The sequence below is a fragment of the Tardiphaga sp. GW822-FHT04G09 genome (assembly GCF_058800725.1).
This window is the reverse complement of the sequence record NZ_JBXAMO010000007.1, coordinates 143,629-169,532: the sequence shown is the minus strand read 5'-3', so window position 1 is coordinate 169,532 and position 25,904 is coordinate 143,629. Positions and strand designations below refer to the sequence as shown.

Below are 25,904 nucleotides of genomic sequence, written 5' to 3'. Positions count from 1 at the left end.
GGTTTCCCTCCCCACCAGGGGGAGGGAAAAGAACAAACCTCACACCTTCAAAATCACCGCGCCCGTGGTCTTGCGTGCTTCCAGATCCACATGCGCCTTGGCTGCATCCTTCAGCGCATAGGCGTGATTGATCGGCACATGCAGCTTGCCGTCGATCACAGCCGAGAACAGCGTGTCGGCGCCCTCCAGCAATTCAGAGCGCTTGGCGACATAGTCGTTCAGCTTCGGGCGCGTCGCGAACAGCGAGCCGTGATTGTTGAGTTCGGCGATCGCGAATGGCGGCACCGGGCCTGACGCATTGCCGAACGATACCCACATGCCACGCGGCTTCAGGCACGACAGCGAGCCCGGATAGGTGGTCTTGCCCACACCGTCATAGACGACATCGCACAGTTCGTTACGGCTGATCTGCTTCACGCGATCGACGAAGTTCTCTTCGTTGTAATAGATGACGTGATCGCAGCCATTGGCCAGTGCCAACTCGCCCTTCTCCTTCGAGCCGACGGTGCCGATCACATGTGCACCCATGGCCTTGGCCCACTGGCAGGCAAGCAGTCCGATGCCGCCCGCCGCGGCATGGATCAGCACGCGGTGATGCGGCTCGACCTTGAAGGTCTTGTGCAGCAGATACCAGACCGTGAGGCCCTTGAGCATCAGCACGGCGCCCTGCTCGTGGGTGATCAGGTCGGGCAGCTTCACCAGCCGGTCTGCAGCGAAGACGCGCTCAGTGGCATAGCTGCCGAGATTTGAATAATAGGCAACGCGGTCGCCGGGATGGAAGCCTGTAACGCCGGGACCGACCTCGATGACTTCGCCGGAGGCTTCATTGCCGGCGATGAATGGCAGCTGCGGCGCCTTGTAGAGACCGCTGCGGAAATACGTATCGATGAAATTGACGCCGATGGCATGCTGGCGGATGCGCACCTCGCCCGCTGCCGGGGCCGGAACCTGCACGTCTTCATAGGTGAGGACTTCAGGTCCACCGATTTCGTGGACGCGAATGGCCTTGGTCATCGTTCAATCTCCCTGAATGACTTTGGTCTCAAGCGATAACCAACAGCCGCGTGATGTCAACCTGTGCCCGATTGGGCCCGCTTTCGGCGGTTGCGCTTCGCCAGCACATTGAACAGCTCGACCGCCGACGAGAACAGGATGGCGAAATAGATGTAGCCGCGCGGGATGTGGAATTTGAATCCGTCTGCAACCAGCGAGACGCCGATCAGCACGAGGAAAGCCAGCGCCAGCATCTTGGTGGTGGGATATTGCGCCACGAAGCGCGCCACCGGCCCGGACGATACATACATCACCGCACAGGCAATGATGACGGCGGCAACCATGATCTCGATGTCCTGCGCCATACCGATCGCCGTGATGATGGAGTCGAGCGAGAACACGAGATCGACGACCACGACCTGCAGGATCACCCAGGCAAAGGCGTTCGGGGCCGACCTCTCGTCGCCGTGCCCTTCCCGCGCCTCGACCTCGGCATGAATTTCGTGCGTCGCCTTGGCGATCAGGAACAGACCGCCGCCGATCAGGATGATATCGCGCCACGACAGCGCGAGACCCCTCACGGAGATCACCGGTTCAGTCAGGCCGATCAGCCAGACAAGGACGCTCAGCAGGATGATACGAAACACCAATGCCAGGGCGAGACCGATCTGGCGTGCGCGCGTGGCCCGCGGCTCCGGAAGCCGTGACACCAGCACCGACAGGAAGATCACGTTGTCAATGCCGAGCACGATTTCGAGAGCGGTCAATGTCAGCAGTGCGGCCCAGGCTTCGGGGCTGGAAAACAGTTCGATCATGATCTGGAGGGCCTCATGAGGCGGATGACGGCGTCACCGCAGAGAATGTAAAAAGCGATCGCGCAGAGCGCGACCGTAACAGGCCAAGCAACAGCGAAATTCTGTATCAGCGTGATGACGGCGAGCACGGCCCAGATCGCCATCAGTGACAGGTTCAAGCGGCGCAGGCGCATTACGCGAACGGGATGCAGCACATGCACCGGCACGAAAGTCAGGACGATCAGCGCCAGCATCGCCAGGCTTGCGACGGCAGGGGATGGTTGCAGCAGGAACAGATAGAACGCCGCCCCATTCCACAGTGCCGGAAATCCGCGAAAGTGGTTGTCGTCGGTCTTCATGCGCTTGTCGGCAAAATATAGTGCGCTGGTGACGACGATACCGGCGCCGAGCAGCACCGCCGTCCACGGCACCAACAGACCGGACGCCGCAATCGCATAGGCCGGAACGAACACATAGGTAAGAAAATCGACCACGAAATCGAGCGCATCGCCCGACCAATCCGGCAGCACCCGGCCGACGTCCAAGTGTCGCGCGATCGGACCGTCGAGCGCGTCGATGATCAGCGCCAGACCGAGCCAGCCGAACATCGCAGCCCATTCGCCGCGCACGGCGCTCATCATGGCAATGAGCGCCACGCCGGCACCGAGCGCAGTAAAGATGTGAACCGAGAACGCCGCCGCGCGCGCGGATCGTGACGACGACGGGAATTGGTCCGGACTCGAAGCGGTCATGTGCCGGGAATTGCTAGCAGGAATCCGCCCGATTTGCACAGGCGCCGATGCGGCACTCGGCCACTCGACGACGCCGGAACGATTTCGCGGCGCGTAACGGCTTGAAAATACCGGGCCAAAAGCCGATGGTCCGGCCATGACCGAGACCTCTGTTTCCACCTCCACCTATGATGTCGCCGTTGTCGGCGGCGGCCCTGCCGGCCTTGCTGCGGCCCTCGCGCTGGCCGAGACCGGCGCCCGTACCGCCCTGGTCGCCCGCCGCGTCCCCTATGGCGACAACCGCACGACCGCGCTGCTTGGCGGCTCCGTCGCGTTTCTGGACAGCCTCGATGTCTGGCGCCGCTGCGCCGACAAGGCGGCCGCCCTGACCACCATGCGGCTGGTGGACGACACGGGCCGGCTGATCCGCGCGCCCGAAGTCAAATTCGTCTCCAGCGAGATCGGCCTCGAGACCTTCGGCTACAATATCGAGAACCGCGAATTGATGATCGCGCTCGAAGCGCGCGCAGCCGAGCTGACAAATCTCATTCGCATCGATGACGAGGCCGATACGGTCACGCCGGACGAGATGCAGGTTCAGGTCCGCACGCGGCAAGGCCAGGTGCTGGCCGCGCGGCTGATCGTCGGCGCAGATGGCCGCCGATCCCTGTGCCGCGAAGCCGCAGGCATTTCAGTCAAACGACGCGCGCTTGAGCAGACCGCGCTGACCTTCAACATCGCGCATAGCCGGTCGCACAAGAACATGTCGACGGAGTTTCATACCCCCGCCGGTCCCTGCGTGTTCGTGCCCCTGCCCGGCAACCGCTCCAGCGTCGTCTGGGTCAACAAACCGCGTGATGCCGAGCGCCTGATGGCACTGAGCGACGAAGCCCTCTCGGACGCCGCAGAGAAGCAATCGCATTCGATCCTCGGCCGGGTTCAGGTCGAGCCGGGTCGACACATGTTCCCGCTGGCCATCGAGCAGCCCGCACAACTCACGAAGAACCGCATCGTGCTGGTCGGCGAAGCCGCCCATGTGGTGCCGCCGATCGGTGCGCAGGGCCTGAATCTTGGCCTGCGCGACGCCGGCGATATCGCTGACGTCGTTCGCGATGCCGGCATGAATGGCGCGGATATCGGGGCAACGCCGGTGCTGGCGCGTTTCGAGAAGATCAGGCGCAGCGATATCTCCTCGCGCACCTTTGCCATCGACATGGCGAACCGTTCGCTGCTCAGCGATCTCCTGCCGATGCAGGCGATCCGCGCCGCCGGTATGCATGCGATGGGTGCCATCGGCCCGTTGCGCCGCCTTGCGATGCGCGAGGGCCTGTCGCCATCGTGGCGAAAGAGTGCGTCGTAGCTCCTTGTAGGATGGGTAGAGCGCAGCGAAACCCATCACCTTACGTGACACGATGATTGATGGGTTTCGCGAAGACGCTCTACCCATCCTACGGGAACGCGATCTGGCCTGTCTTCAGGAAGTACATCACCGACGTCAGCGTCAGCACGGACACGAAGGTGCCCAGCAGCACCGCGACCGACGCAGGTTCGATCCAGCTGTCATACTGCCGCGCGATCACGAATACGTTCAGCGCCGGTGGTAAGGATGCGAGCAGCACGGCCGTCGCGGCCCAGAACGGCGGGAACGGCCCGAGCAACAGCATCAGGCCGAATACGATCAACGGATGGATCAGCAGCTTGATGAAGATCAGGCCGGGCACCTCCCACGGCACGCGCCCAAGCGGGCGCAAGGCAACCGTCACGCCGAGCGCGAACAGCGCAACAGGTGCAGCCGAATTCTGCAGGAACAGCAGCATGCCATCGATCGCAACCGGCATCTGGATATGAAACGCCGCGACGAACGCGCCGAGATAGGCTGCCACGATCAGTGGATGCAGCACGATATGCCTGATGACGATGCCGATGGTCGGCAGCAGCGGACGCTTGTCGCCTGACGTCAGCGCCATCATCAGCGGCGCGATGGAGAACAGGAAGATGCTGTCGAAACAGAACACCAGCGCCGTCGGCACCGCGGCCTTCGGCCCAAGCACCGCGAGCGCGAGCCCGGGCCCCATATAGCCGATATTGCCGTAGCCGCCGGCGAGCCCCGCCATTCCGGCCTCGCGCATGGTGAGCCGGCCAAGGAACTTACCAGTGCCGACCGACAGGAAGAACGCCGTCGCGGTCGCCAGCGTGGTGCCGATCACGAAGGGCAGATTGTTGAGTTCCTCGAACGGCGTCTTCGCCATGATCCGAAAGAACAGCGCCGGCAGCGACACATAGAGGAGGAAGAAATTCATCCATGCGAGGCCCGTTTCGGGCAGGTTCTTCACCTTGCCGCAGGCAAACCCGATGAAGATCAGCCCGAAATACGGCAATGCGAGATTGAGGACGTCCATCATGCTGTGCGTGTTTTTCTTGGTTCTTGGCCCGGCGGGCGGTGGTGGGACACCCAAAGTTCTGCACTTTTGAGCCAAAGTTCTGTCGGCGACAGGACGAAGGTCTTCCGACCGATCGAAAATCCGTTTTATCGCGAGGAAATCCCGTGTTTGAGCACTCTTTCGCGCGGCACGGCCCCTCGCCTGGAAAAACGTGCCAAAATCCTTGCCGCCTCATCACGACGTCTGGCTTAGCAAGCCAAGCGACCCTGCCGAATCGTTCGTAGAGTCCAATTTGAGTAAAAGGCGGAGACTTCATCAGGAAGCAATAGTCGCGGCCGCGAACCAAGGCGACTTGACGCGAAAGAACGTAGCGGCGCCTGCCGCCGCGGGGGTCGTGGTGATCGGTCACTTATTGCAACTGCCGATCACGCCGGTCGCCATCGTGGCTTTGGCGCTGTGCTTCGGACTTCGCCTGTTGGCGATCCGGTACAAGTGGCAACTTCCGACCGCAAAATATTCGGAGCATCCCACCCGGGAAGTTCCCGAGAAAGCGGCCCCTCCGACGTGACACGCCGTTCGCCGCCGGCGTGCCCGCGGCCTGGCTATGGGATCGGCCCGACGCCGATCTGGAGATAGACGGTCGAAACGGGGTCGTCGGGCGACTAGCCGAGGTCGCCACCGGCAACCGGCAGGATGTTTCCGGTCAAATAGCTCGCCTCGTCAGATGCCAGAAACAGGATCGGGGCGACCTGCTCGTCGATCGTTCCGTATCGCTTGAGGAAGCTGGACGCCTCGACCTGCTTGACCACATCGGTCATCCATTCTTTCTCTTCCGCAGTGTCGCCGTCGGCGTTGCGCGGTACCCGACGGGGCGGCGCCTCGGTGCCTCCCGGCGCCGTCGCGACGACGCGGATGTCCCGAGAAGCAAACTCCATCGCCAGGCTCTGCGTGACGGCGTTGATCCCGCCCTTGGCTGCGGAATACGGCACGCGATGGATTCCCCGGGTCGCGTTCGACGACACGTTGACGATCGTGCCACGGCCACGTTCGATCAAGTGCGGGAGTACCGCATGACAGCACCACAGCGTCGGCATCAGCGATCGGCGGATCTCCGCCTCGATCTGTGGCGGTTCGAACCGGTCGTACGGCCGCATCCGGATCGCGCCGCCGACATTGTTTATGAGGATATCGATTCCGCCAAAGCGGCCGACCGCTTCGGCCATCGCCGCCGCCGCCCCGTCGTAGGTCTCGAGATCGCAGACGAAGCCAGATCCGCGGGAGCCAGCTTCCGCCGCAACCTCTTTCACGAAGTCCGCGCGATCGACGAACAGGACATTGCCGCCTTCGGCGGCGGCGCGCAGCGCCACAGCCCGCCCGATGCCTTGCGCGGCCCCGGTGACGACCAGCGTCTTACCGGCGAAGCGACCCTGGAAGATCATGCCGCCACCGCTTCGGTCGCCGAGAACTTTTCGTAGAAGAAGTGCGAAGGATTGACGCCTTTCTCCGTGAAGAAGCCCCGCACCGCCTCTACCATGGGGGGCGGACCGCACAGGTAGACGTCGCAGTCGCCGGCGTTGAGGTGTTCGTCGGCCAGGTGCGCGGTGACGTAGCCCTTGAGGGGGTGCGAGCTACCCTGATCGGCGACGCAAGTTGCCCACGTCAACGTGGGCAGCCTGTTCGCGAGCGCCTCGATCCGTTCGATCTCGACCAAGTCGCTGTCGTTGGTGACGCCGTAGATCAGATGCACCGGCTGATCGGTCCCCCGGTCCGCGAGAACCTCCAGCATCGAAAGGATAGGCGCCAGCCCCGTGCCGCCGGCCAGCATTACGACCGGACGGTCGACCGCCCTCAGGAAGAAACTGCCCTGCGGACCGACGAACTTCATCCGGACGCCGGCCTTGGCGTCGCTCGCGAGCCAGCCGCTCATGAGGCCGCCGGGCACGTTGCGGATGAGGAAGCTGGCTTCGCTCGCTCCGACCTTCGAACTGAAGGAGTAGGAGCGGTGCTCGCTTGTTCCCGGAACGGTCAGATTGACGTACTGACCGGGGAGGAAGCCGACCGCGTCGGGCTTGTCGAGCTTCAATTTGAGGATGATGGTGCTGTCCGAGACGAGTTCGACCGAACTTACTTCCCCGCCGTGCTCGGCCGGTTTGACCTTGCACGCACCGGACGGCACCGGAACGGAGATGACGCAGTCCGACGACGCCACCATCTGGCAGGTCAGTACCATTCCCTCCTCGGCTTCCGTCTCACTCAGGGCATCCTCGAGATACTCATCGCCGAGATCGTATTCGCCCTGCTCGCAGCGGCATTTGCACGTGCCGCATACCCCGTCCGAGCAGTCCATCGGCAGATTGATCTTGTTGCGGTAGGCCGCGTCGAGGACTTTTTCGCCCTCGTTGCAGTCGATGAAGCGGGTCGCCCCGTCTTCGAAATTGAGCGCTATGCGATAGGTCATGTCACCGCTCCGGTCGGCCGACGCCGCGTCAGATGTGATAGATGTCGATCACCTGGTGGATGTAGTCGCTCTTGAGAACGACCGTCTTGGCGGCGATGCGCGGCTCGTCGCCGGCCGTATCCAGTGTGTAGAAGGCCGTGCCGAAGAAGGTATCCGTCTTCTTGTAACGGTGGCTCAGCGTGTGCCAGTTGAAGCGCACGTCGACTTCTCCTTCCCGTTCCGCCACGATCTCGATGTTGGAGACGTTGTGGCTGGTCCGGGGCTCCGGCGTGCTGGCGCCGGAGCGCTCCGTCTTGATCCTGAAGACGCGGTCCTCCAGACCCTCGCGGTTGGGATAGTAGATCAGCGAGATGTCCTTCTGGGGATCCTCGACCAACTGGTCGTCGTCGTCCCAGGAAGGCATCCAGAACACGGCGTCGGGCGAGTAGAGCTTGATCCAGTCGTCCCACTGGCGATCGTCCAGAAGGCGAGCCTCGCGATAGAGGAAGGCGCGGATCTGCTCGAGATCGAGCTTCGTCGAGGGAGACGTGGCTACGGCTGCCGTGGCGGTCATGCTGCTTCTCCCTGTGTCGCGAGGGCGCGTTCGGTGTCGCCGCCTGTCCGGAGAATCGCTTCGCGCAGCGACTTCGCCCAGAATTCGTGCTGACGCACGAAAAGACCCTCGTCCTCGCTGCGTTCGCCGCTCAGGAGCGGCTTCAGACCGATCGCCTTGGCGTTTTCGTCCGGACCGTCGATCCAGTGGACGGCGCCGCGGCTGAGGTCGTTCCAGAGGTCGCCGGCGCCGACGTAGGCCGTCTGGCAGGCGCGGAATTCCTCGAGGTCGTCGGGGGTGCCCATGCCCGAGACGTTGAAGAAGTCTTCGTATTGCCGGATGCGGACGGCGCGCTCCTCTGTGTTCTCGCCCTTCGGCGCGAAGCAGTAGATCGTGACCTCGGTCTCGTTGACGCTGATCGGCCGCACGACCCGGATCTGGGTCGAGAACTGGTCCATCAGATAGAGGTTCGGGTAGATGCCGAGATTGCGCGTCTGCCCGACGATGAAGCCGGCGCGGTCCTTGCCGAGACGGCTTTCGATCTCGTCCTTATGGTTGAATACGGGACGGACTTCGGGATTGAGAAGATTGGTCCACAGCAGGATATGGCCGTTCTCGAAGCCGTAGACGCCGCCGACGCTCTTCGACCAGCCATTCGCGTCGACCGTCTTGGTGCCTTCGCTTTCGTAGTTGCGGCGGCCCATCGTCGCCGAATAATTCCAGTGCACCGAACTCACGTGATAGCCGTCGGCGCCGTTCTCCATCTGGAGTTTCCAGTTGCCGTCGTAGATGTATGAGGAATTGCCGCGCAGCACCTCGATGCCGTCGGGCGCACCGTCGACGATCTGGTCGATCACGGCCTTGGCGCCGCCGAGATGCTCCTCGAGCGACGGGACGTCGGCATTCAGGCTGCCGAACAGGAAGCCCCGGTAGCTTTCGAACCGCGGCACCCTGGCCAGGTCGTGCGAGCCTTCCGTGTTGAACGAGGCTGGATAATCTCCGTTCTTGCCGTCCTTCACCTTCAGGAGCTTGCCCGCGTTGCTGAACGTCCAGCCGTGGAACGGACAAGTGAAGCTTGCCTTGTTGCCGTGTTTGCGCCGGCACAGCATCGCGCCGCGATGCGCGCAGGCGTTGATCATGGCGTGGAGCTTGCCGGCCTTGTCGCGGGTGATCATGACCGGCTTGCGGCCGATCCAGGTGCCGAAGTAGTCGTTGTTGTCCGGGATCTGGCTTTCATGGGCCAGGTAGACCCAGTTGCCTTCGAAGATGTGCCGCATCTCGAGGTCGTACATCTCGCCGTCGGTGAAGATGTCGCGACGGCACCTGAACAGGCCGCGCTCCTTGTCCTCGACCACCGCGCCTTCGATGCGCTCAAGTACCGTCGTCATCGTTCCTCTCCTGTGGTTCGTTTTCGGGTCGATTTCGGACCGGGGCTATGCCGCCTCGGCGCGCTGCCGGGTCGAAAGCTGTTCGTCGGCGCCGTCCGAGGCGCGCTGAAGCTGGAAGTCGAAATTTATGTAGGCGCTATCGTCCTGACGCTGCGGCATCGGCAGGAGACCGTCGCGGGTAGCGAACGCGAAATCGTCGGCCGCGTGCGGATCATCGCCGAAGTTGATCTGCGTGGTCAGCTTGCGGTAGCCGGGCGCCTCGATGAAGAAATGCACGTGTGCCGGACGATGACCGTGGCGGCCGATCGCCTTCATCAGCGTGTCGGTGGCGCCGCCCGGCGGCACGGAGTAACCGTTCGGCATCTTCGAGTGGAACGCATAGTTGCCGTCCGGACCGAGCTTGATGCGGGCGCGGTTGTTGAACGGGGTCTGTTCGCGGGTAGGGTCGAAGTGCGAGTACCAGCCCTGCGAGTTGGCGTGCCATACGTGCACCACCGCGTTCTTCACCGGCTCCCCGTCCGGACCGGTCACCTTGCCGCGCATGTAGAGGCTGCCGGTCTGGTCCGCGTCCTTGGTGAGATTGACGTCGCCTTCCTGGAGCGGCGCGCCCGCCACGTAGAGAGGACCTTCGATCGTGCGCGGCGTGCCGCCGGTGAGCCCGGCTTCCGCGTCTTTTGCGTCCATGAAGAGGTCGAGGAAATGCTCGAGACCGGAACCGGGGACCATCAGGCCGTATTCCGGCGCGCCCTTCTGCATGAAGTTCACCGCGCCCCAGAATTCGTCTTCGCTGATGTCGTGGCGGACGATGATCTGGGCGGCGGCTTCCACGATGTCACGGAAGATCGCCTTCAGGCGGGCGTCGCCGCCCGATTGGTTGAGACCGGCGGCCTTGTCAAGCAGTGCCTGGACTTCCGGGGTCTTCACGAAGTTCGTATCCATGTCGTCTCTCCCTTGGTTTTCAGTCCGCTGCGCGGAAGTTCGTAGTTCGGTTCGACGCGTTAGCGGTCGTCCTCATGCAGCGAAGACGGGTGCCGGCAGAGCGGCGTCACGTCCATCTCCATGAACGGATAGAGCGGCAGGCTCGTCAGGATGTCGTGGAGTTCGGCGGTGCTTTCGACGTCGAAGATGCTGACGTTCGCGTAGAGGCCGACGACGCGCCAGATGTGTCGCCACTTGCCGGCGCGCTGCAGTTCCTGGAAGCGCTCCTTCTCGCGTGCCTTAAGGCGCGCGGCTTCCTGCTTGTCGAAGTCCAGCGGTATCCGCACGTTCAACCGGACCATGGTCAGCATGACTCAACCTCCCTTTGCTGCGACGACGTGCAGGGTCGGCGCCGTCCGGTCGCGGCGGAAACGGGCGACCTTGTCTTCGTCAAGCGCGATGCCCAGACCTGGACCCGTGGGAACGCCTAGCGTGAAGTCGGCGTAGTCGAGCGGCTCGGCCAGGATTTCCTCGGTCAGCAGCAACGGACCGAACAGTTCGGTGCCCCATGCGAGCGTCGGAAAGGTCGCGAACAGGTGGGCCGAGGCAGCCGTGCCGACGCCTGCCTCGAGCATGGTGCCGCCGTAGAGACCGATGCCGGATGCCTCGGCGATGGCGGCGACATCGCGGCCGGCATGAAGCCCGCCGGACTGCGCGATCTTCACGGCGAACACGCGGGCACCTGCATTTGCGGCGATGCGGAAGGCGTCACGCGGACCATGCAGCGCCTCGTCCGCCATCAGCGGAATTCCGTGACGCGCGGACAGGCGTGCCATGGCCGCGAACGCGTCGCGCGCGACCGGCTGCTCGACGAGGTCGCATCCGGCGTCCTGCAGCATCTTCATGCCGAGATCGGCTTGCGCCTCGTCCCAGCCCTGGTTGACGTCAACGCGGACGCTGCCGCGGTCGCCGACCGCCTTCTTGATCGCCGCCACGTGGGCGACGTCGTCGACCACGCTGCGCTTGCCGATCTTCAGCTTGAAGATCGAGTGCCGCCGGGCCCCGATCATGGCCTCGGCTTCCTCGATGTCGCGCGCGGTGTTTCCGCTCGCGAGCGTCCAGGCTACCGGAAGCCGGTCCCGTACCCGGCCGCCGCCGATCAATTCGGAGACCGGCACGCCGAGCCGCTTGCCGGCGGCGTCCAGCAGAGCTGTCTCGACCGCGCATTTGGCGATGTGATTGCCGACGACATGTTTAGCGACCTTCGCCATCGTCTCTGCGACCCGGGAGAGATCGCAGGTCTTCAGGACCGGCGCGATGTAGGTGTCGATGGCCAGCTTGATGCCCTCGGGACTCTCGTCGCCGTAGCTCAGGCCGCCGATCGTGGTGCCCTCGCCGATCCCGGTCACGCCGTCCGGACACGCGATCCGGACGAGGACCACCGCCTGGCTGCGCATGGTGGCCATGGCGAGCACGTGAGGCCGGATGGTCGGCACGTCGACGATAAAGGTATCGATATGAGAGGCTTTCGTCGTCACCGCGCTTCCTCGAATTCTTATTTCGCGGCTGAAAATTAGGGATCCGCGACGTCGATGGCAAAGACCGATTGGGTCAAAGTTCATACTCGAAAGGTATAAGATGGCCCGCGTGTACGAGCGGTTCTTCCCGAAGATATCAGCTGGCGCGCACGGCAATCACTGAGCCGAGGCGGATGTCCGGTCGGCCTCATCGACCAGGCGTCGCGGCTGTTTAAGGCTTACAGAATCGAAGGCAGACGCCCCGGTCTCTTTTGCCGCAAATCGTTCGGCAATGGGCTCGCGCGATGCTTGAAATCATGCTGCCGTCGGTCGAGCGCTCTCCCGAGCAGACTGGTGCCTTGAAGCGGTGTGGATCGGCGTCGACCTCGGATGGGTTCGCCTCGACGACGAACATCGGCGCGTAAGTCGCGTCGAGTTCAAGGCACGTGGTCCCGCAGTTTTGTACTTAGACCGATGATCGGCACTCTGACGCCGGTCTAGCGGGCGTCAGCGACTCCAACCGCCGCTCGATCCATACCCGCGACGCTTCTGATTTCCTTGACGATTGTAAAGGCGCAGCGGCCGCATTTCGCCGCGCAACCAAGCGAGGCGTACACGCGACTGACCCGCGCGCAGGATGCGGCACTTGCGATCGCGGATCTAATCTCGACATCGCTGAGGGCGTTGCAGCTGCAAACGATCACGGCTCTATCCCTACTGAAGAAGCTGTTAGCATCGCAGTGAGCGGCGGACTGGCGGGACTGCCGTCGGTGCGATGGCGGATGAAACGGAACCAACCTAAGGGGCAACGCCTAATCGAAACAGGACCGCTTCGGTCTATGTTCATACCTACGTCGCATAGTTCGAGCTCTGTGCCGCCTTCTGCCGTCGGAGGAATGCATCGGGCTTATCGCTCTCGAAGGCCGAGCAAACTCCTCGCTTCGGCGGGCGTCGCCGGCCTACATCCATGCTTTTGAATAAGTCCGGCGGCTAGGCGCACCAGTTCGTCGTTTCCGGAGGCGAGCCGATCCTTGCCGATCCGAATATTATCCTCCAGCCCGGTCCGCACCGCGTCGGCGTGCCGCTGCAACGCCCAGTCCATGACGATAGACTGATGGCGACCGATCCCGGCCGCGGTCCAAGTAGCGTCGGGAATGACGCGTCTGGTTTCCGCGAGCAGGATATCGAGCAGGTGCTCATCCGCCGGCATCGCGTTCTGGACTCCCATCACAAACTGCACGTGCGGCCTCGATGACATCAGGCCGGCCTCAATCAATCGTTTGGCGCCGTGGACGTGAGACAAGTCGAAGATCTCGATCTCCGGTCGGACGTCGTGCTTCTTCATTTCCGTCGCGAGGTCGCCTACCAACGATGCTGGGTTTTCGTACACGATAGTCGGAAAATTCACCGAGCCCGTTGAGAGTGAGGCCATGTCCGGTCGATGAACCAGGGAGAGGCTTCGTGCGGCTGGATCGCGACCGCGACCTCCGGTCGAGAATTGCACGATCATGCCAGGGCAATGCTTTCGCACCCCGGCCTGGACAGCCGCAAACCGATCGGGATCCGAGGACGGCGATTCGTCGTCATTCCTCACATGGATATGAACCAGCGTCGCTCCCGCCTCATAGGCTGCGTGGGTCGACTCGATCTGCTCAGCCGGCAAAACCGGCAACGCCGGATTGTCCTTTTTGCGTGGAACGGAACCCGTAATTGCCGCGGCTATGACGACTGGACGCATGTGATCCTCCGTTGCTACCAGACACTCCGCGACGCCGAAGCTGTCTTTTCGTTGGGCGGAGCATAGGTGCGGCTCCGCGTGAAGCAAAAGATCGATTGCGTTTATTTCTATACCGGATGAGTATAAATGCGTTAGAGGGTTATTCCGTGGAACTCCGTCACCTGCGCTATTTCACCACTGTGGCCGCAGAGGGCTCGTTCAGCCGCGCCGCCGAAAAACTGCATATCGCGCAACCGCCGTTGAGCCGACAGGTGCAGCAGCTCGAGGAGGAACTGGGCGTGCGCCTTCTCGATCGCGGTCGCCCAGTTACCTTGACAGAGCCCGGCCGATACCTGTTTGAACAAGGGCGTCAGATCCTGCAGCGCATCGACGAAATGCGTGCGATGACGAAGCGGATCGCCAGCGGTATGGTCCTGCAATTCAATATCGGCTTCGTAGCTTCCACCCTGTACGACGCTCTGCCGGAGCTCATCCGCCGGTTCCGGATCATCGTGCCCGGCGCGGAGGTCAATCTCCTGGAGATGACGACGCTCGAGCAGGTCGCGGCTTTGAAGGACGGACGCATCGATGTCGGCTTCGGTCGGCTGCGTTTCGACGACGAGGCGATCGTTCGCAGCGTCATTCGCGAAGAACGTCTGTGCCTCGCGGTGCCGCACTGGCATAAGCTGGCGACGAGCAAGAGGAAATTACGTCTGCGAACGACGGTCGATGAGCCTCTTATCGTTTACCCCAAGTCGCCGCGGCCGAGCTACGCCGATCAGGTTCTTTCGTTCTACCGTGACGCGGGTATCGAGCCGAAGATCGCGATGGAAGCGAAGGAATTGCAGACCGCGCTAGGACTGGTGGCTTCCGGCGGAGGCGTCTGCATCGTGCCGGCGTCCGTGAGGCGGCTCGGGCGTGAGGACGTGCGGTTCATCGAACTTGACGAGCCAAAGATGATCTCACCGATCATCATGAGTTATCGAAAAAGCGACTCCTCGATGTTGCTCAAACAGTTGATAAAGCTGGTGCGCGAGTTCGACAAATGGGATGCTTCGGCCGGTCAAGCCGCGTCGGGATCCAACTGACCGATTCAACGAGGATAGCGCTTCTAGCCCGCGTCATCGATGTTGCGAACCGCGAGCCAGACCATCGCAGCTATCCCGGCGCGCGCACAGTCCTCGTCATGCGCGTTCGCACGGTGCAGGTGGAGGCGACCTTCTCCGCTTTTCGCGATGGCCAGGCTCTGCAGGATCTTGGCCTGAAGCGCAGCGCCAAGTCCCCTGGCCTTCTTGATGCGCTCGTCCTGGCGGCGGCTTCCAATTCTGCGAGCGAGGTGATGCCGAGATCCTTGTAGAGGCGCAGCACTTTCTCGGGGCGGAGACCGCTGGCAAGCGCCATCCCCTCGAACGATGGACCGACACTTTGCTCTCGGCGCTGCAACCCGCCTTCGCCCGTAGTCAGCCTCGATCGCTCGCCTGAGACCGCGCTAAAAAATCAGCCTTGGCCAATCACGGATCGTATTCCTACTCAATTGCCCGACAGAACCACAAGGCTCTGAGGTACAGAACTTTGTGGCTCGAAAAAAACGCGCTTCCGAAACGGTTTTGCAAACAATACCTTCCAGGAGCGCTGATGCAGAACTTTGGGTTCTTCACCACGGCGGGCGGAATAGCGGGGAGCGGCTTGCGGCTGTCTTAATTCCGTCGTTTGCCTCTAGCATCGGCCACAATCCTGGTCTATTCGACCAGAATGATTAAAGCGCGGACCGCCAAATTCCAGATTGGACAGATCGTCCGCCACCGGATCTTTTCGTTCCGGGGGGTGGTGTTCGACATCGATCCGGAATTCAACAACACCGAAGAGTGGTGGCTGTCGATCCCCGAGGACGTCCGTCCGCACAAGGACCAGCCATTTTACCACCTGCTGGCCGAGAACTCTGAGTCGGAATACGTCGCCTACGTCTCCGAGCAGAACCTGCTTCCCGACGAGTCCGGCGAGCCGATCCGGCACTCCCAGGTCGCCGAGATCTTCATCAAGGACAAGTCCGGCAGCTACCGGCCGCGCAATCCATCGCTGAACTGACGCCGGGCCGTCCCAGCTTCCATGTCCAGGCATCTGTTGATGCGTTCAGGATTGTGGCAAGTTTGTCATCGCATTTCAGTTCTGAAAACCCGGGTTGAGATCGTCAGCATCGCCTATGGTGGACGGGATTTCGAGAGCGAACTCCGAAGACGCCGATAGGAGAACGCCTCCTCAACCCAACAAAAAAGGCGCTCATTTCTGAGCGCCTTTTCGTTTGTCTGTTGAACCAGCTTACTTGGCGGCCGGATTGGCCGGAGCGGCCGCTGCTGCACCAGCTGCGGGCTGCTGGGCTTCGAGCTTGGCGCGGGCTTCCGCAGCGCGCTTCTGCAGCTCTTCCTGCAGTTTCTTCTGGGTTTCTTCGAACACCTTCGGATCGGTCGGCGGGCCGTCATAGGCCTTGGCGAATTCGGCCAGCGGCAGCGGCAGCGTCAGCGGTGCGCCGTTGGAATTGATCGCCTGAACGACCAGGTTCTGGCCCTTCTTCAGATTGGCCAGCAGTTCCGGGGTGACTTCGTAATCCGACATACAGCCATTGGCGAAACAGATCACATAGGGGCTCTGCGCCGGAGCATTGTTGTCCACGATCACGCGGGTGCCGTGCACAAGCTGCATGCCGAGCGGCAGCGTCACGCGCAGGATCTTCTTCGGTTCGCCTTCCGGCTCGATGATGACGGCGGCGATGACCGGCTGGCCCGACTCGATGCGGCCGTCCTTGCCGGTGAAGCAGACCTGCTTGGCATTGGCGTCCTGGCCCTTGAGGCAGAACTTGGTCCAGGGTGCGTAGATCAGCTGAACCTGCTGATCGGCCGGAGGCGCGCCTGCGGCCGGGGCCTGGGCTGCGGGAGCGGCCGGAGCAGCGGCCTTCGGAGCGGCTTTCGGTGCAGCCTTTGGCGCAGCAGCCTTCGGGGCCGCGGCAGGTGCGCCGGGCGCAGGTGCCTGCGCATGCGCAACCGGAGCAATCAACGTGGCGGTCAAGGCCGTCGCCGCCAGAAGCGCGAAGCCCCGCCCGCGCGGCAGAACCGACGCAGCCAAGAGACGGAAATTCATTGCGGAAAACCCTTTCTGAACGGAGGCGCTCATATCCCGGAGGCGGCGCTGACAGTCACCCGTTGACGGGTGTCTCGGTGCCAATTACGGCCGTTACGTGACAGGCCGCGCCGTCCTCGTCAATTGTCCGCTTTCAATACAGCGGCCGACGAAAAGATCAATGGTGCCAGCCCTATTTGATGCATGGCACGGGTTCGGGGCGGGCAGCCATGGTAAAGTTCCTCTGTGAAATCAACCGAATCAAATCGCACGGATGCACAGGGTCTTTCGACCCTGTGCAAACTGATCGCGGCGCTGGCCTGCTGGACGGCACTGGCCGGCCCGGTGGCCGATTCCGCACAGGCCGATCCCAGCCATGCCATCGCCATGCATGGCGCCCCGGCCCTGCCAGCCGATTTCAGGCAGATGCCCTATGCCAATCCCGACGCGCCGAAAGGCGGCCGCATGGTCCAAGGCATTCTCGGCACCTTCGACAGCCTCAACCCCTTCATCGTCCGGGGCATCGCGGTGCCGCAGATGCGCGGCTATGTCATCGAAAGCCTGATGACTCGCGGCCAGGACGAGGCCTTCACGCTCTATGGCCTGCTCGCCGAGAGCGTCGAGATCGATGATGCGAGAAGCTTCGTCACGTTCCGGATCAATCCCAAGGCGACGTTCTCCGACGGCAAGCCTGTGCTTGCTGCAGACGTGCTGTTCTCCTGGCAGTTGCTGCGCGACAAGGGCCGGCCCAATCACCGGCAGTATTATTCGAAAGTGGCCAGGGCCGAGGGGCTGGACGAACGCACGGTGCGCTTCGACTTCGGGGGCCAGGCGGATCGCGAATTGCCGCTGATCCTCGGCCTGATGCCGGTGCTGCCGAAACACGCCGTCAATCCCGACACGTTCGAGGAAACCTCGATGGCGCCGCCGCTGGGCTCCGGGCCCTATACGGTGACGGGTGTGAAGCCGGGCGCCGCGGTGACCCTCACCCGCAATCCCGCTTATTGGGGCCGCGATCTGCCGGTCAATCGCGGGCTGTGGAATTTCGACGAGATCCGCCTCGACTATTACCGCGAGGCCAACACCCATTTCGAAGCCTTCAAGCGCGGCCTCTACGACTTCCGCGTCGAGAACGAACCGCTGCGCTGGCACGACGGCTACACATTCCCGGCCGCCACCTCCGGCGAAGTGATCCGCGACAGCATCAAGACCGGCCTGCCGAAACCGTCCGAATTTCTGGTGTTCAACACGCGGCGACCGATGTTCGCAGATATTCGCGTGCGACAGGCGCTGACGCTGCTGTTCGATTTCGAATGGATCAACCGCACCTATTTCTTCGGCCTCTATGCCCGCTCGGCCGGCTTCTTCGCGGGCTCGGATCTCTCTGCCTATATGCGTGCCGCGGATGATCGCGAACGGACACTGCTGCAGCCCTACGCCTCAGATATACCCGCCAACATTCTCGATGGCAGCTACCGCCTGCCGGTCAGCGATGGCTCGGGCCGTGACCGTCCCGCGCTGCGCGCTGCGCTGGCACTGCTCAAGGACGCGGGCTACGAACTTGTAAACAACGTGCTGCGGCGACAGACGGACAAGGCGCCCCTCGCCTTCGAGATCCTCGTCACCACCCGCGATCAGGAACGCATCGCGCTGGCCTATGCACGCGATCTCAAGCGCGCCGGTATCATTGCCAATATTCGCTCCATCGATGCCGTGCAGTTCGACCAGCGCCGCATCAATTTCGAATTCGACATGATCCAGAATCGCTGGGACCAGTCACTGTCGCCGGGCAACGAGCAGTCGTTCTACTGGGGCTCGGAAGCCGCCGACAATCCCGGCACCCGCAACTATATGGGCGCGAAGAATCCGGCCGTCGACGCCATGATCTCCGCCATGCTGGAGGCCCGCGACCACGGTCCGTTCGTCGATGCCGTCCGTGCCATGGACCGCGCACTGATCGCGGGTTTCTACGCCATCCCGCTCTACTATGTCGGCGAGCAATGGATTGCGCGATGGAATCGGATAGAACGACCTTCGACCATCGCACTGTCTGGCTATTTGCCGGAGACGTGGTGGGCCAGAACGCTGCCAGCTTCGCCGCCGAACCGGAAGTGACACCGTGACCTCACCCACGCCGAATGCCTCGCCCACCCTCGACGGCCTGTTTCGTCGCATCCTCAGCCGGCAGCCGCAGGCGCTGGCGCTGGTCGATCCTGCCGACAAGCTGCGCATCACGGCGACGGAGCCGCAGCGGCTGACCTTTGCGGATGCCGACCGGGCGATCTCGGCGCTGACGGCACATTTCATGGAGGCCGGTCTCCCCGCCAATTCGGTCATCGCCGTCCAGCTGCCGAACACCATTGAATTCGTCCTGACCGTATTGGCCGCGCATCGCGCCGGCCTGATCGTCGCTTTGCTGCCGCAGCTCTGGCGCCAGGCCGATCTGACCATGGCGCTGAATCGCTGCAGCGCGCGGGCGCTGGTGACGTCAAGCAAGATCGACGGCGTCAGCCATGCCGACCTCGTCATGAATGCTGCGGCTGAAGCCTTCTCGATCCGCTATGTCGGCGGCTTCGGCAGCGACCTGCCGGAAGGCATGACCCCGCTCGACGCCGTGCTGTCCGGAGAGTTCGTGGAGCCCACGCTCGCGGCGCAGGACGCCCGCCGCGCGGCCATCGTCTCCTTCGATGTCACGTCTGATGGCTTCCGCGCGGTGCCGCGCACGCATCTCAACCTGATCTCCGGCGGCCTCGCCGTGTTCCTGGAAAGCGGCATGCCGCAGGGCGCCACGATCATGTCGGCGATGGTGCCGTCGTCTTTCGCGAGTGTCGCCTCATCACTGGTAACCTGGTTGCTGTCCGGCGGCGTGCTGGCCCTGCATCATCCGTTCGACAATGCGGTGCTGGAACGCGGCATCGCGGCCAATGCCTGCGACGTGCTGGTGGCGCCGGCACCGCTGGCACAGCGTCTCGCCGAAGGCGGGTTGCTGGATCGCTCGCCGGTGCTGCGTTATGTGCTCGGCCTGTGGCGCGCGCCTGAACAGGTCGCGGCCTCGCCCGCGTGGCCCGGTTCGCAGGCCTCGTTCACCGACGTCTATCTGTTCGGCGAAGCCGGTCTGTTCGGTGCCATCCGCGGCGACGACGGCTTGCCTGTCGCCATCATGCCGGGCCCGCACGGCGCACCGCGCGCCCAGCAAGGCTCCTCCATTGCCGGCGACATCATGCTGACGCCCAGGGGCACATTGGGCCTGCGCGGTCCCATGGTGCCGGTGCTGGCCTATACGGCCCAGGCCGACGCCAGCAACGCACTGATCCCCGCCAAGCCGCTCGATTATGTCGATACCGGCTATATGGCCCGGCTCGATCGCGCGACCGGCGCGATCAATATCACCGCGCCGCCTTCCGGCATCATGGCCGTCGGCGGCTATCGCTTCCTCGCGCAGGACCTCAACGAATGGGCCAAGCGTCTTGGCGAGAACGCCATGCTGACGGCGCTGCCGGATCGCCTCAGCGGCTACCGGCTCGCCGGCCGCGCCAGCAATAACGGGCGCGCCCGCGACGCCCTCACGGAGCTCGGCCTCAATCCGCTGATGGTCGAGGCCTTTCGCGACCGTGCCGCCGCCGACTGAGCGAGGAAGAGCGGTCCGGAAAATGCAACGGATCTCATTGACCCTGCATTAAGGACGTCCGGCTAGCCTGCCGCGATCAGTTTCGCGTCAGAGGTAGCAGCCAAGCATGTCCGACCAGGCCACGATCGTCGCCGTCTCCAACCTGCAGCCAGCCGCGTTTGCGACCGCCCTGGCGGAGAGCAACATCTTCCCGGTGGTCGATGCGACGTGGGGCGAGGCATTGGATGCGGTGGCACGGGTGCAGCCGGCCGCCGTGATCGTATCGGCCTCCGCCGGGGATATGCCGACCTTCCAGGCGCTGGCGAAGCGCCTCGGCGCCAAGCAGCCTTATGTGCCGCTGATCGCGATCGATCCGGTCACGGACCTGCCCGGCCATGCGATCCCGCTCACGCAGACCGCCGGCAATTTCGATCGGCTCAGCGCGCGGCTGCGCAACGCGCTTCGCCTTCGCACGCTACATGCCACGGTCATGCGGCGTCTGACCGCCGAAAACCTGCATCGCATGTCCCTGCAGTCGGACCCGCTGGACGATGCGACGGTGATGCTGATCGGCCGCGGCGGTGGTTATCCCGCGCTGTCCGTTGCGCTCGGCGAACGGGTGGGCGTGGTCGGCGCGCTCAGCATCGAGGCCGCCGCCAAGCATCTCAATGCGCGCGACCTCGACGGCATCGTCATCGGCGAAGGCTTCAGCACGCGCGTCGTTGACGCGTTTCTCACTGTCCTCACCGAGGACGCGCGCTTCCGCAATCTGCCCGTTGTCGTCACCGTGCCCGGCCTGACGCCAAGCTACGATCTTGCCAATCTCGAAATGGTCGTCGGAGACGCCGACACCGTCGCGGCCACGGCGCTGCCGCTGCTGCGCCAGCACGCCTTCGAGGCACGTCTCGGCCGCACCTTGAAGTCGATCGAATCAGACGGGCTGCTCGATCCCGCCACCGGCCTGCTGACCATTGCAGCCTTCGAACGCGACATCGCGACCGCGGTCTATCACACGCAAACCCGCGGCGGCGGACTGTCGATGGCCCGGTTCTCGTTCGACAACATCCCGCTGCGCGCACAGCGCGACGCTGCGCGGATCATCAGCCGGCTGATGCGGCGGATGGATTTCGGCACGCTGCAGAACGACGGCTCCATCGTGGTCGCCTTCGCCGAAACCGACCAGCGCAATGCCCATATGATCGCCAGGCGGCTCTCCAGCGTGATGAAGCACACCATGCATGGACCCAAGCGCGATGCGCGCAACGATCCCCACGTGACCGTCATCACGATGGAGCCGACGGATACCGCGAAGTCGCTGCTGGCACGCCTGCACGGCGGGGACGCGCAGCGCGCAGCGTCATAAGTTCCAGAAATAAAATCAGGAACGAAGTATCGATCGTCGCATTGTAGGTGCATCTGCAATGGAGACAACGATAATGAAAAAGCTCGCACTGATCACCGCTTCCCTCGCCCTTCTCGCCACGCCGGTTCTCGCGCAGTCGACCGCCACAACGGGCGCTGCGCCCGCCGAGGCAAAGTTCTCGACCGTCTCCAAGGAGGAGATGTTCTCGTCCAAACTCAAGGGCCTGAACATCACCAACCAGAAGGATGAGACGATCGGCGAGATCAGCGATCTCGCCATCAAGAACAATCAGGTCGACGCCCTGATCCTGTCGGTCGGCGGCTTCCTGGGCATGGGCGAACACTACGTCGCAGTCTCGCCGGCTTCGGTGAAGGTGAGCCTGAACAAGGACAACAAGTGGGTGGCGACCATGAACACCACCAAGGAAGCGCTGAAGGCCGCTCCGGAATTCAAGTATCCGAAGTAAGTACTATCAGTCGTTGAACGAGCGGCCGTCGGCAGCAATGCCGGCGGCCGTTTGCGTTACGCCGCCTTCTTGCTTTCCGCGAGCCCCGCCAGCGCGCGCAGGATTTCCGTTGCGCCTTCGAGACGTTCTTCCGGCGTTCCCCAGTCCTGCAGGAACACCACCTTCATGTCCGGGCGCACTTTCGCGGCCTGACCATATTGCCTGATGAAGAACACAAGTTTTTCCGGCTGCGCGAAGCTGTTGTCACGGAACGAGATGACAACGCCCTTCGGACCGGCATCGACCTTCTCGACATTGGCGCGGCGGCAATAGGCCTTGATGGCCGCGATCTTGAACAGATAGCGCACCTCGTCCGGCAGAACGCCGAAACGGTCGCGTAGTTCGGCGGCGAAGGCTGCAATCTCGTCGTCGGTTTCGAGATCGGCAAGCCGGCGATACAGCGACAGGCGGACCGAGAGATCGGCGACGAAATCGTCGGGGATCATCACCGGCATGCCGAGCGTGATCGTCGGCGACCACCGGTCGGCGACCGGCTCGGAAATACCCGACTTGAGCGCCAGGATCGCCTCTTCCAGCATCGATTGATACAGTTCGAAACCGACTTCCTTGATATGGCCCGACTGTTCTTCGCCGAGCAGATTGCCGGCACCGCGAATGTCGAGATCGTGCGAGGCGAGCTGGAATCCTGCGCCGAGATTTTCCAGCGACTGCAGCACCTTCAGGCGACGCTCCGCCTGACCGGTGATCTTGTGCGTCGACGGCAGCGTGAACAGCGCATAGGCGCGCAGTTTGGAGCGGCCGACACGGCCACGCAGCTGATAGAGCTGCGCCAGGCCGAACATGTCGGCGCGGTGGATGATCAGCGTGTTGGCGTTGGGGATATCCAGGCCGGATTCCACGATCGTGGTCGACAGCAGGATATCGTATTTGCCGTCATAGAAGGCCGACATGATGTCCTCGATGACCGTCGGCGCCATCTGGCCATGGGCCATGGCCACCTTCATCTCCGGCACATGCTTGTCGAGGAAGTCCTTCACCTCGGCGAGATCGTCGATGCGCGGCACCACATAGAATGCCTGCCCACCGCGATAGCGCTCGCGCAGCAGCGCTTCGCGGATCATCAGGGGATCGTGCGGCGCGACGAAGGTCCGCACGGCGAGACGATCGACCGGCGCGGAGGCGATGATCGACAGGTCGCGCACGCCGGTCAGCGCGAGTTGCAGCGTACGCGGGATCGGCGTCGCCGAGAGCGTCAGCACATGGACATTGGCACGGAGCTGCTTCAGCCGCTCCTTGTGGGTGACGCCGAAGTGCTGTTCCTCGTCGACCACGACGAGGCCGAGGTCCTTGAACTTGATCGACTTGCCGAGCAGCGCATGGGTTCCGACGACGATATCGATGGAGCCGTCCGCGAGGCCCTTCTTCGTCGCGGTCAGATCCTTCGGTGTCACCAGCCGCGAGGCCTGCGCGACATTCACCGGGAAGCCCTTGAAGCGCTCCGTGAAATTCTTGGCATGCTGGCGCGCCAGCAGCGTGGTCGGCACCACGATGGCGACCTGCTTGCCTTCCATGGCGACGGCGAAGGTGGCGCGCATGGCCACTTCCGTTTTGCCGAAGCCGACATCGCCGCAGATCAGGCGATCCATAGGCTTGCCATGTTCGAGATCGTGCAGCGCGGCGTTGATCGCGGTCTGCTGGTCCTCGGTTTCCTCATAGGGAAAGCGCGCGCAGAATTCGTCATACTGCTCGCGCGGAACGACGATCCGCTCGGTCTCGCGCAGATGCCGCTCGGCGGCGATCTTGATGAGTTCGCCGGCGATTTCCTGGATGCGGTTCTTGAGCTTGGCCTTGCGCGCCTGCCAGCCCGAGCCGCCGAGCTTGTCGAGCTCGACATTGGTCTGGTCGGAGCCGTAGCGCGACAGCAGCTCGATGTTTTCGACCGGCAGGAACAGCTTGGTCTCATTGGCGTAGCGCAATTCGAGACAGTCGTGCGGTGCGCCGCCGACCTGCAGCGTCTGCAGTCCGACGAACCGGCCGATGCCGTGTTCCACATGGACCACGATGTCGCCGGCCGCGAGACTCGTCACTTCCGAGATGAAGTTGTCGAGCTTGCGGCTCGCCTTGCGCGGCCGCACCAGGCGATCGCCGAGAATGTCCTGTTCGCTGATGACGGCGATCTGGTCGGTTTCGAAACCGCTCTCCATGCCGACCACGGCCAGCATGGTCTCATTGCGCGGCGTCGCCTGCACCGCGCGCCAGGAATTCACCATCTGCTGGTTGAGCAGCTTGTGATCCTTCAGCATGCTGGCCATGCGGTCGCGCGAGCCTTCGCTCCACAGCGCGACAACGACCTTCTTGCGCTCCGCCTGCAACGCCTGGATATGTGCGACCACGCGCTCGAACACGTTCACATTGGCGTCGGCCCGCTCCGGCGCGAAGTTGCGGCCAGCCCGTGCGCCCGCGTCGACCACGCCCGGCGTGCCGTCCGGCACGGCGAATGGCGACAACCGCGCCATTGCGAGATCATCCAGCCGCTTGTGCCATTCGCTGTCGGTCAGATAGAGCCGCTCCGGCGGCAGCGGCTTGTAGATCGCGCCGCCGCCCGGGATGCCCATGGCCTCGCGGCGCGCTTCGTAATAGTCGCCGATCTGCTTGAAGCGCTCGGTCGCGGCATCCTCGCTCTGCGGCTCGATGGCGACCGGCGTGCCCGGGAGATAATCGAACAGCGTGTCCATCCGGTCCTGGAACAGCGGCAGCCAGTGCTCCATGCCGGGATGACGGCGGCCTTCGCTGACCGCTTCATAGAGCTGGTCGTCACGTTCCGGCGCGCCGAACTGCGCGACATAGCCCATGCGGAAGCGGCGGATGGTTTCGGTGATGAGCTGGAATTCCGACACCGGCACGAGATCGAGCGCGCGCATGTCGAGATGGGTGCGCTGGGTCTCGGCATCGAAGGTGCGGATCGATTCCAGACTGTCGCCGAAGAAGTCGAACCGCACCGGCTGGTCGAGGCCGGCCGGAAACAGATCAAGGATGCCGCCGCGCACGGCATATTCGCCGGGTTCGCGCACCGTGCCGGAGCGGGTGTAGCCGTTGTGTTCGAGCCAGGCGACGATGGAGTCCATCGGCACCACATGGCCGGGCGCGACCGACAGCGCCTGCGCCGCGACGATCTCGCGGGCCGGCACGCGCTGGACCACGGCATTGACCGTGGTCAGCACGATCATCGGCTTGTCGCTGCCGGTGAGGCGCGACAGCCGCGCCAGCGTGGTCATGCGATGGGCGAGGATGCCGCCATGCGGCGACACGCGATCATAAGGCTGGCAGTCCCAGGCCGGGAACTGCAGCACCGGCAGGTCGGGCGCGAAGAATTCCAGCGAGCGCGCCAGCTGCTGCATCCGCGGCCCGTCGCGGCAGATCACGGTGAGGCTCACCGCCGGCGGCTTCGGCTTGGCCGCAACCGCGCGCGCCAGATCGGCGACGATCAGGCCCTCGGCCCCCTCGGCGACATTGGCAAAGGTCAGCGCACGGCCCGGCGCAAGCTGTGCGGCCGGCGAGGCAACGGGGGATTTCATAGAGGCTTGTCCAGATTCCGGAACTGCTTGATGCGCTCGAACAGCGGCGTGCGATACTGTTCGTCCAGCTGGGTATCGCCGACGAAGGCCGGATAGAGCTCGGGGTCTTCGAGGCCGATCAGGTCTTCGAGCTGCTTGAGTTCGAGATCCGCCAGAATGCCGATCTCGGCATCCGCAAAGCGGCCCAGAATGAGATCCATCTCGCGCGTGCCGCGGTGCCAGCAGCGGAACAACAGCCGCTTGCGGCGGTCATCCAGGCCATTGCTCGATCGTGTCGTTCCCGTCATCTGTCCATCCCGCCCAAAACCCGCAAACGCAGAAAGCCCGGACGTGCCGGGCAGGCTCATATAGCC

General features: G+C 63.4%; 23 protein-coding genes and 1 pseudogene. 7 read left to right on the top strand and 17 right to left on the bottom strand.

The genetic code is table 11. The features are described from left to right. Positions 1-39 precede the first annotated feature (39 nt). The 3 genes from AC1RLZ_RS15190 to pcsA are packed head-to-tail and all read right to left on the bottom strand — an operon-like array spanning position 40 to position 2,539. On the bottom strand, positions 40-1,014 hold the full coding sequence (locus AC1RLZ_RS15190) for a quinone oxidoreductase family protein (RefSeq protein ID WP_493189265.1): 975 nt from the start codon (positions 1,012-1,014) through the stop codon (positions 40-42). A gap of 56 nt (positions 1,015-1,070) precedes the next feature. Continuing rightward, positions 1,071-1,808, bottom strand: a complete 738-nt coding sequence (locus AC1RLZ_RS15185; RefSeq protein ID WP_493189264.1) for a TerC family protein — start codon at positions 1,806-1,808, stop codon at positions 1,071-1,073. Beyond that, the gene (gene pcsA / locus AC1RLZ_RS15180; RefSeq protein WP_493189263.1) at positions 1,805-2,539 is read right to left on the bottom strand and encodes a phosphatidylcholine synthase; all 735 of its coding nucleotides are present in this window, start codon (positions 2,537-2,539) and stop codon (positions 1,805-1,807) included. Before pcsA ends, AC1RLZ_RS15185 begins: the two co-directional genes overlap by 4 nt. A gap of 136 nt (positions 2,540-2,675) precedes the next feature. Here pcsA and AC1RLZ_RS15175 point away from each other — a divergent pair, with 136 nt between their 5' ends. Then, on the top strand, positions 2,676-3,878 hold the full coding sequence (locus tag AC1RLZ_RS15175; RefSeq protein WP_493189262.1) for a UbiH/UbiF family hydroxylase: 1,203 nt from the start codon (positions 2,676-2,678) through the stop codon (positions 3,876-3,878). 88 nt (positions 3,879-3,966) lie between these two features. Here AC1RLZ_RS15175 and AC1RLZ_RS15170 read toward each other — a convergent pair whose 3' ends face one another. From AC1RLZ_RS15170 to AC1RLZ_RS15125, 10 genes are all read right to left on the bottom strand, one after another. After that, on the bottom strand, positions 3,967-4,920 hold the full coding sequence (locus AC1RLZ_RS15170) for an AEC family transporter (RefSeq protein WP_371422426.1): 954 nt from the start codon (positions 4,918-4,920) through the stop codon (positions 3,967-3,969). A gap of 641 nt (positions 4,921-5,561) precedes the next feature. Beyond that, positions 5,562-6,338 (bottom strand): benzoate diol dehydrogenase BenD, encoded by a 777-nt coding sequence (gene benD / locus AC1RLZ_RS15165; RefSeq protein WP_493189261.1) that lies wholly within the window; start codon positions 6,336-6,338, stop codon positions 5,562-5,564. After that, positions 6,335-7,357 (bottom strand): benzoate 1,2-dioxygenase electron transfer component BenC, encoded by a 1,023-nt coding sequence (gene benC / locus AC1RLZ_RS15160; protein WP_493189260.1) that lies wholly within the window; start codon positions 7,355-7,357, stop codon positions 6,335-6,337. Before benC ends, benD begins: the two co-directional genes overlap by 4 nt. Positions 7,358-7,385: 28 nt before the next feature. Beyond that, positions 7,386-7,910 carry a benzoate 1,2-dioxygenase small subunit gene (gene benB / locus AC1RLZ_RS15155; protein WP_493189259.1) on the bottom strand — a complete coding sequence of 175 codons (525 nt, stop codon included), beginning with the start codon at positions 7,908-7,910 and terminating at the stop codon, positions 7,386-7,388. Then, positions 7,907-9,277, bottom strand: coding sequence for a Rieske 2Fe-2S domain-containing protein (locus AC1RLZ_RS15150; RefSeq protein ID WP_493189258.1), 1,371 nt, complete (start codon positions 9,275-9,277; stop codon positions 7,907-7,909). The genes benB and AC1RLZ_RS15150 overlap by 4 nt, the downstream gene beginning before the upstream one ends. Before the next feature lie 45 nt (positions 9,278-9,322). After that, entirely contained in the window at positions 9,323-10,216 is an 894-nt protein-coding gene (locus tag AC1RLZ_RS15145; RefSeq protein ID WP_493189257.1) for a dioxygenase family protein, read from the bottom strand. A 59-nt stretch (positions 10,217-10,275) separates the two neighbouring features. Further along, a complete protein-coding gene (catC, locus tag AC1RLZ_RS15140) occupies positions 10,276-10,566 on the bottom strand; it encodes a muconolactone Delta-isomerase (RefSeq protein ID WP_493189256.1) in 291 nt (96 codons plus the stop codon). A gap of 3 nt (positions 10,567-10,569) precedes the next feature. Next, a complete protein-coding gene (locus AC1RLZ_RS15135) occupies positions 10,570-11,733 on the bottom strand; it encodes a muconate/chloromuconate family cycloisomerase (RefSeq protein ID WP_493189255.1) in 1,164 nt (387 codons plus the stop codon). 476 nt (positions 11,734-12,209) lie between these two features. Further along, the gene (locus tag AC1RLZ_RS15130; protein WP_493189254.1) at positions 12,210-12,416 is read right to left on the bottom strand and encodes a (2Fe-2S)-binding protein; all 207 of its coding nucleotides are present in this window, start codon (positions 12,414-12,416) and stop codon (positions 12,210-12,212) included. Positions 12,417-12,619: 203 nt separating this feature from the next. After that, on the bottom strand, positions 12,620-13,450 hold the full coding sequence (locus tag AC1RLZ_RS15125) for a 3-oxoadipate:acetyl-CoA acetyltransferase (RefSeq protein ID WP_493189253.1): 831 nt from the start codon (positions 13,448-13,450) through the stop codon (positions 12,620-12,622). A gap of 146 nt (positions 13,451-13,596) precedes the next feature. Between AC1RLZ_RS15125 and AC1RLZ_RS15120 the strand changes: the two genes are divergently transcribed. Further along, a complete protein-coding gene (locus tag AC1RLZ_RS15120) occupies positions 13,597-14,517 on the top strand; it encodes a LysR family transcriptional regulator (protein ID WP_493189252.1) in 921 nt (306 codons plus the stop codon). A gap of 80 nt (positions 14,518-14,597) precedes the next feature. Here AC1RLZ_RS15120 and AC1RLZ_RS15115 read toward each other — a convergent pair. Continuing rightward, positions 14,598-14,821: pseudogene (locus AC1RLZ_RS15115) on the bottom strand (DNA polymerase/3'-5' exonuclease PolX); the annotation flags it as partial. A gap of 360 nt (positions 14,822-15,181) precedes the next feature. Between AC1RLZ_RS15115 and hspQ the strand changes: the two are divergent. Continuing rightward, positions 15,182-15,514, top strand: a complete 333-nt coding sequence (gene hspQ / locus AC1RLZ_RS15110; RefSeq protein ID WP_068731660.1) for a heat shock protein HspQ — start codon at positions 15,182-15,184, stop codon at positions 15,512-15,514. A gap of 231 nt (positions 15,515-15,745) precedes the next feature. Here the strand turns inward: hspQ and AC1RLZ_RS15105 are convergent, their stop codons facing one another. Further along, positions 15,746-16,561, bottom strand: a complete 816-nt coding sequence (locus tag AC1RLZ_RS15105) for an invasion associated locus B family protein (RefSeq protein ID WP_493189251.1) — start codon at positions 16,559-16,561, stop codon at positions 15,746-15,748. Positions 16,562-16,786: 225 nt separating this feature from the next. On the opposite strand from AC1RLZ_RS15105, the gene AC1RLZ_RS15100 reads away from it, so the two are divergent. From AC1RLZ_RS15100 to AC1RLZ_RS15085, 4 genes are all read left to right on the top strand, one after another. Further along, the gene (locus AC1RLZ_RS15100) at positions 16,787-18,655 is read left to right on the top strand and encodes an extracellular solute-binding protein (RefSeq protein ID WP_493189250.1); all 1,869 of its coding nucleotides are present in this window, start codon (positions 16,787-16,789) and stop codon (positions 18,653-18,655) included. A gap of 4 nt (positions 18,656-18,659) precedes the next feature. Continuing rightward, entirely contained in the window at positions 18,660-20,168 is a 1,509-nt protein-coding gene (locus tag AC1RLZ_RS15095; RefSeq protein WP_493189249.1) for an AMP-binding protein, read from the top strand. A gap of 106 nt (positions 20,169-20,274) precedes the next feature. After that, a complete protein-coding gene (locus tag AC1RLZ_RS15090) occupies positions 20,275-21,510 on the top strand; it encodes a GGDEF domain-containing protein (RefSeq protein WP_493189248.1) in 1,236 nt (411 codons plus the stop codon). Between the two features lie 73 nt (positions 21,511-21,583). Beyond that, a complete protein-coding gene (locus tag AC1RLZ_RS15085; RefSeq protein WP_493189247.1) occupies positions 21,584-21,976 on the top strand; it encodes a PRC-barrel domain-containing protein in 393 nt (130 codons plus the stop codon). Between the two features lie 56 nt (positions 21,977-22,032). On the opposite strand, the gene mfd is transcribed toward AC1RLZ_RS15085, so the two are convergent. Both mfd and AC1RLZ_RS15075 read right to left on the bottom strand, forming a co-directional pair. Then, a complete protein-coding gene (mfd, locus tag AC1RLZ_RS15080; RefSeq protein ID WP_493189246.1) occupies positions 22,033-25,551 on the bottom strand; it encodes a transcription-repair coupling factor in 3,519 nt (1,172 codons plus the stop codon). Beyond that, a complete protein-coding gene (locus AC1RLZ_RS15075; RefSeq protein WP_371422466.1) occupies positions 25,548-25,838 on the bottom strand; it encodes an FAD assembly factor SdhE in 291 nt (96 codons plus the stop codon). The genes mfd and AC1RLZ_RS15075 overlap by 4 nt, the downstream gene beginning before the upstream one ends. Positions 25,839-25,904: the final 66 nt, after the last annotated feature.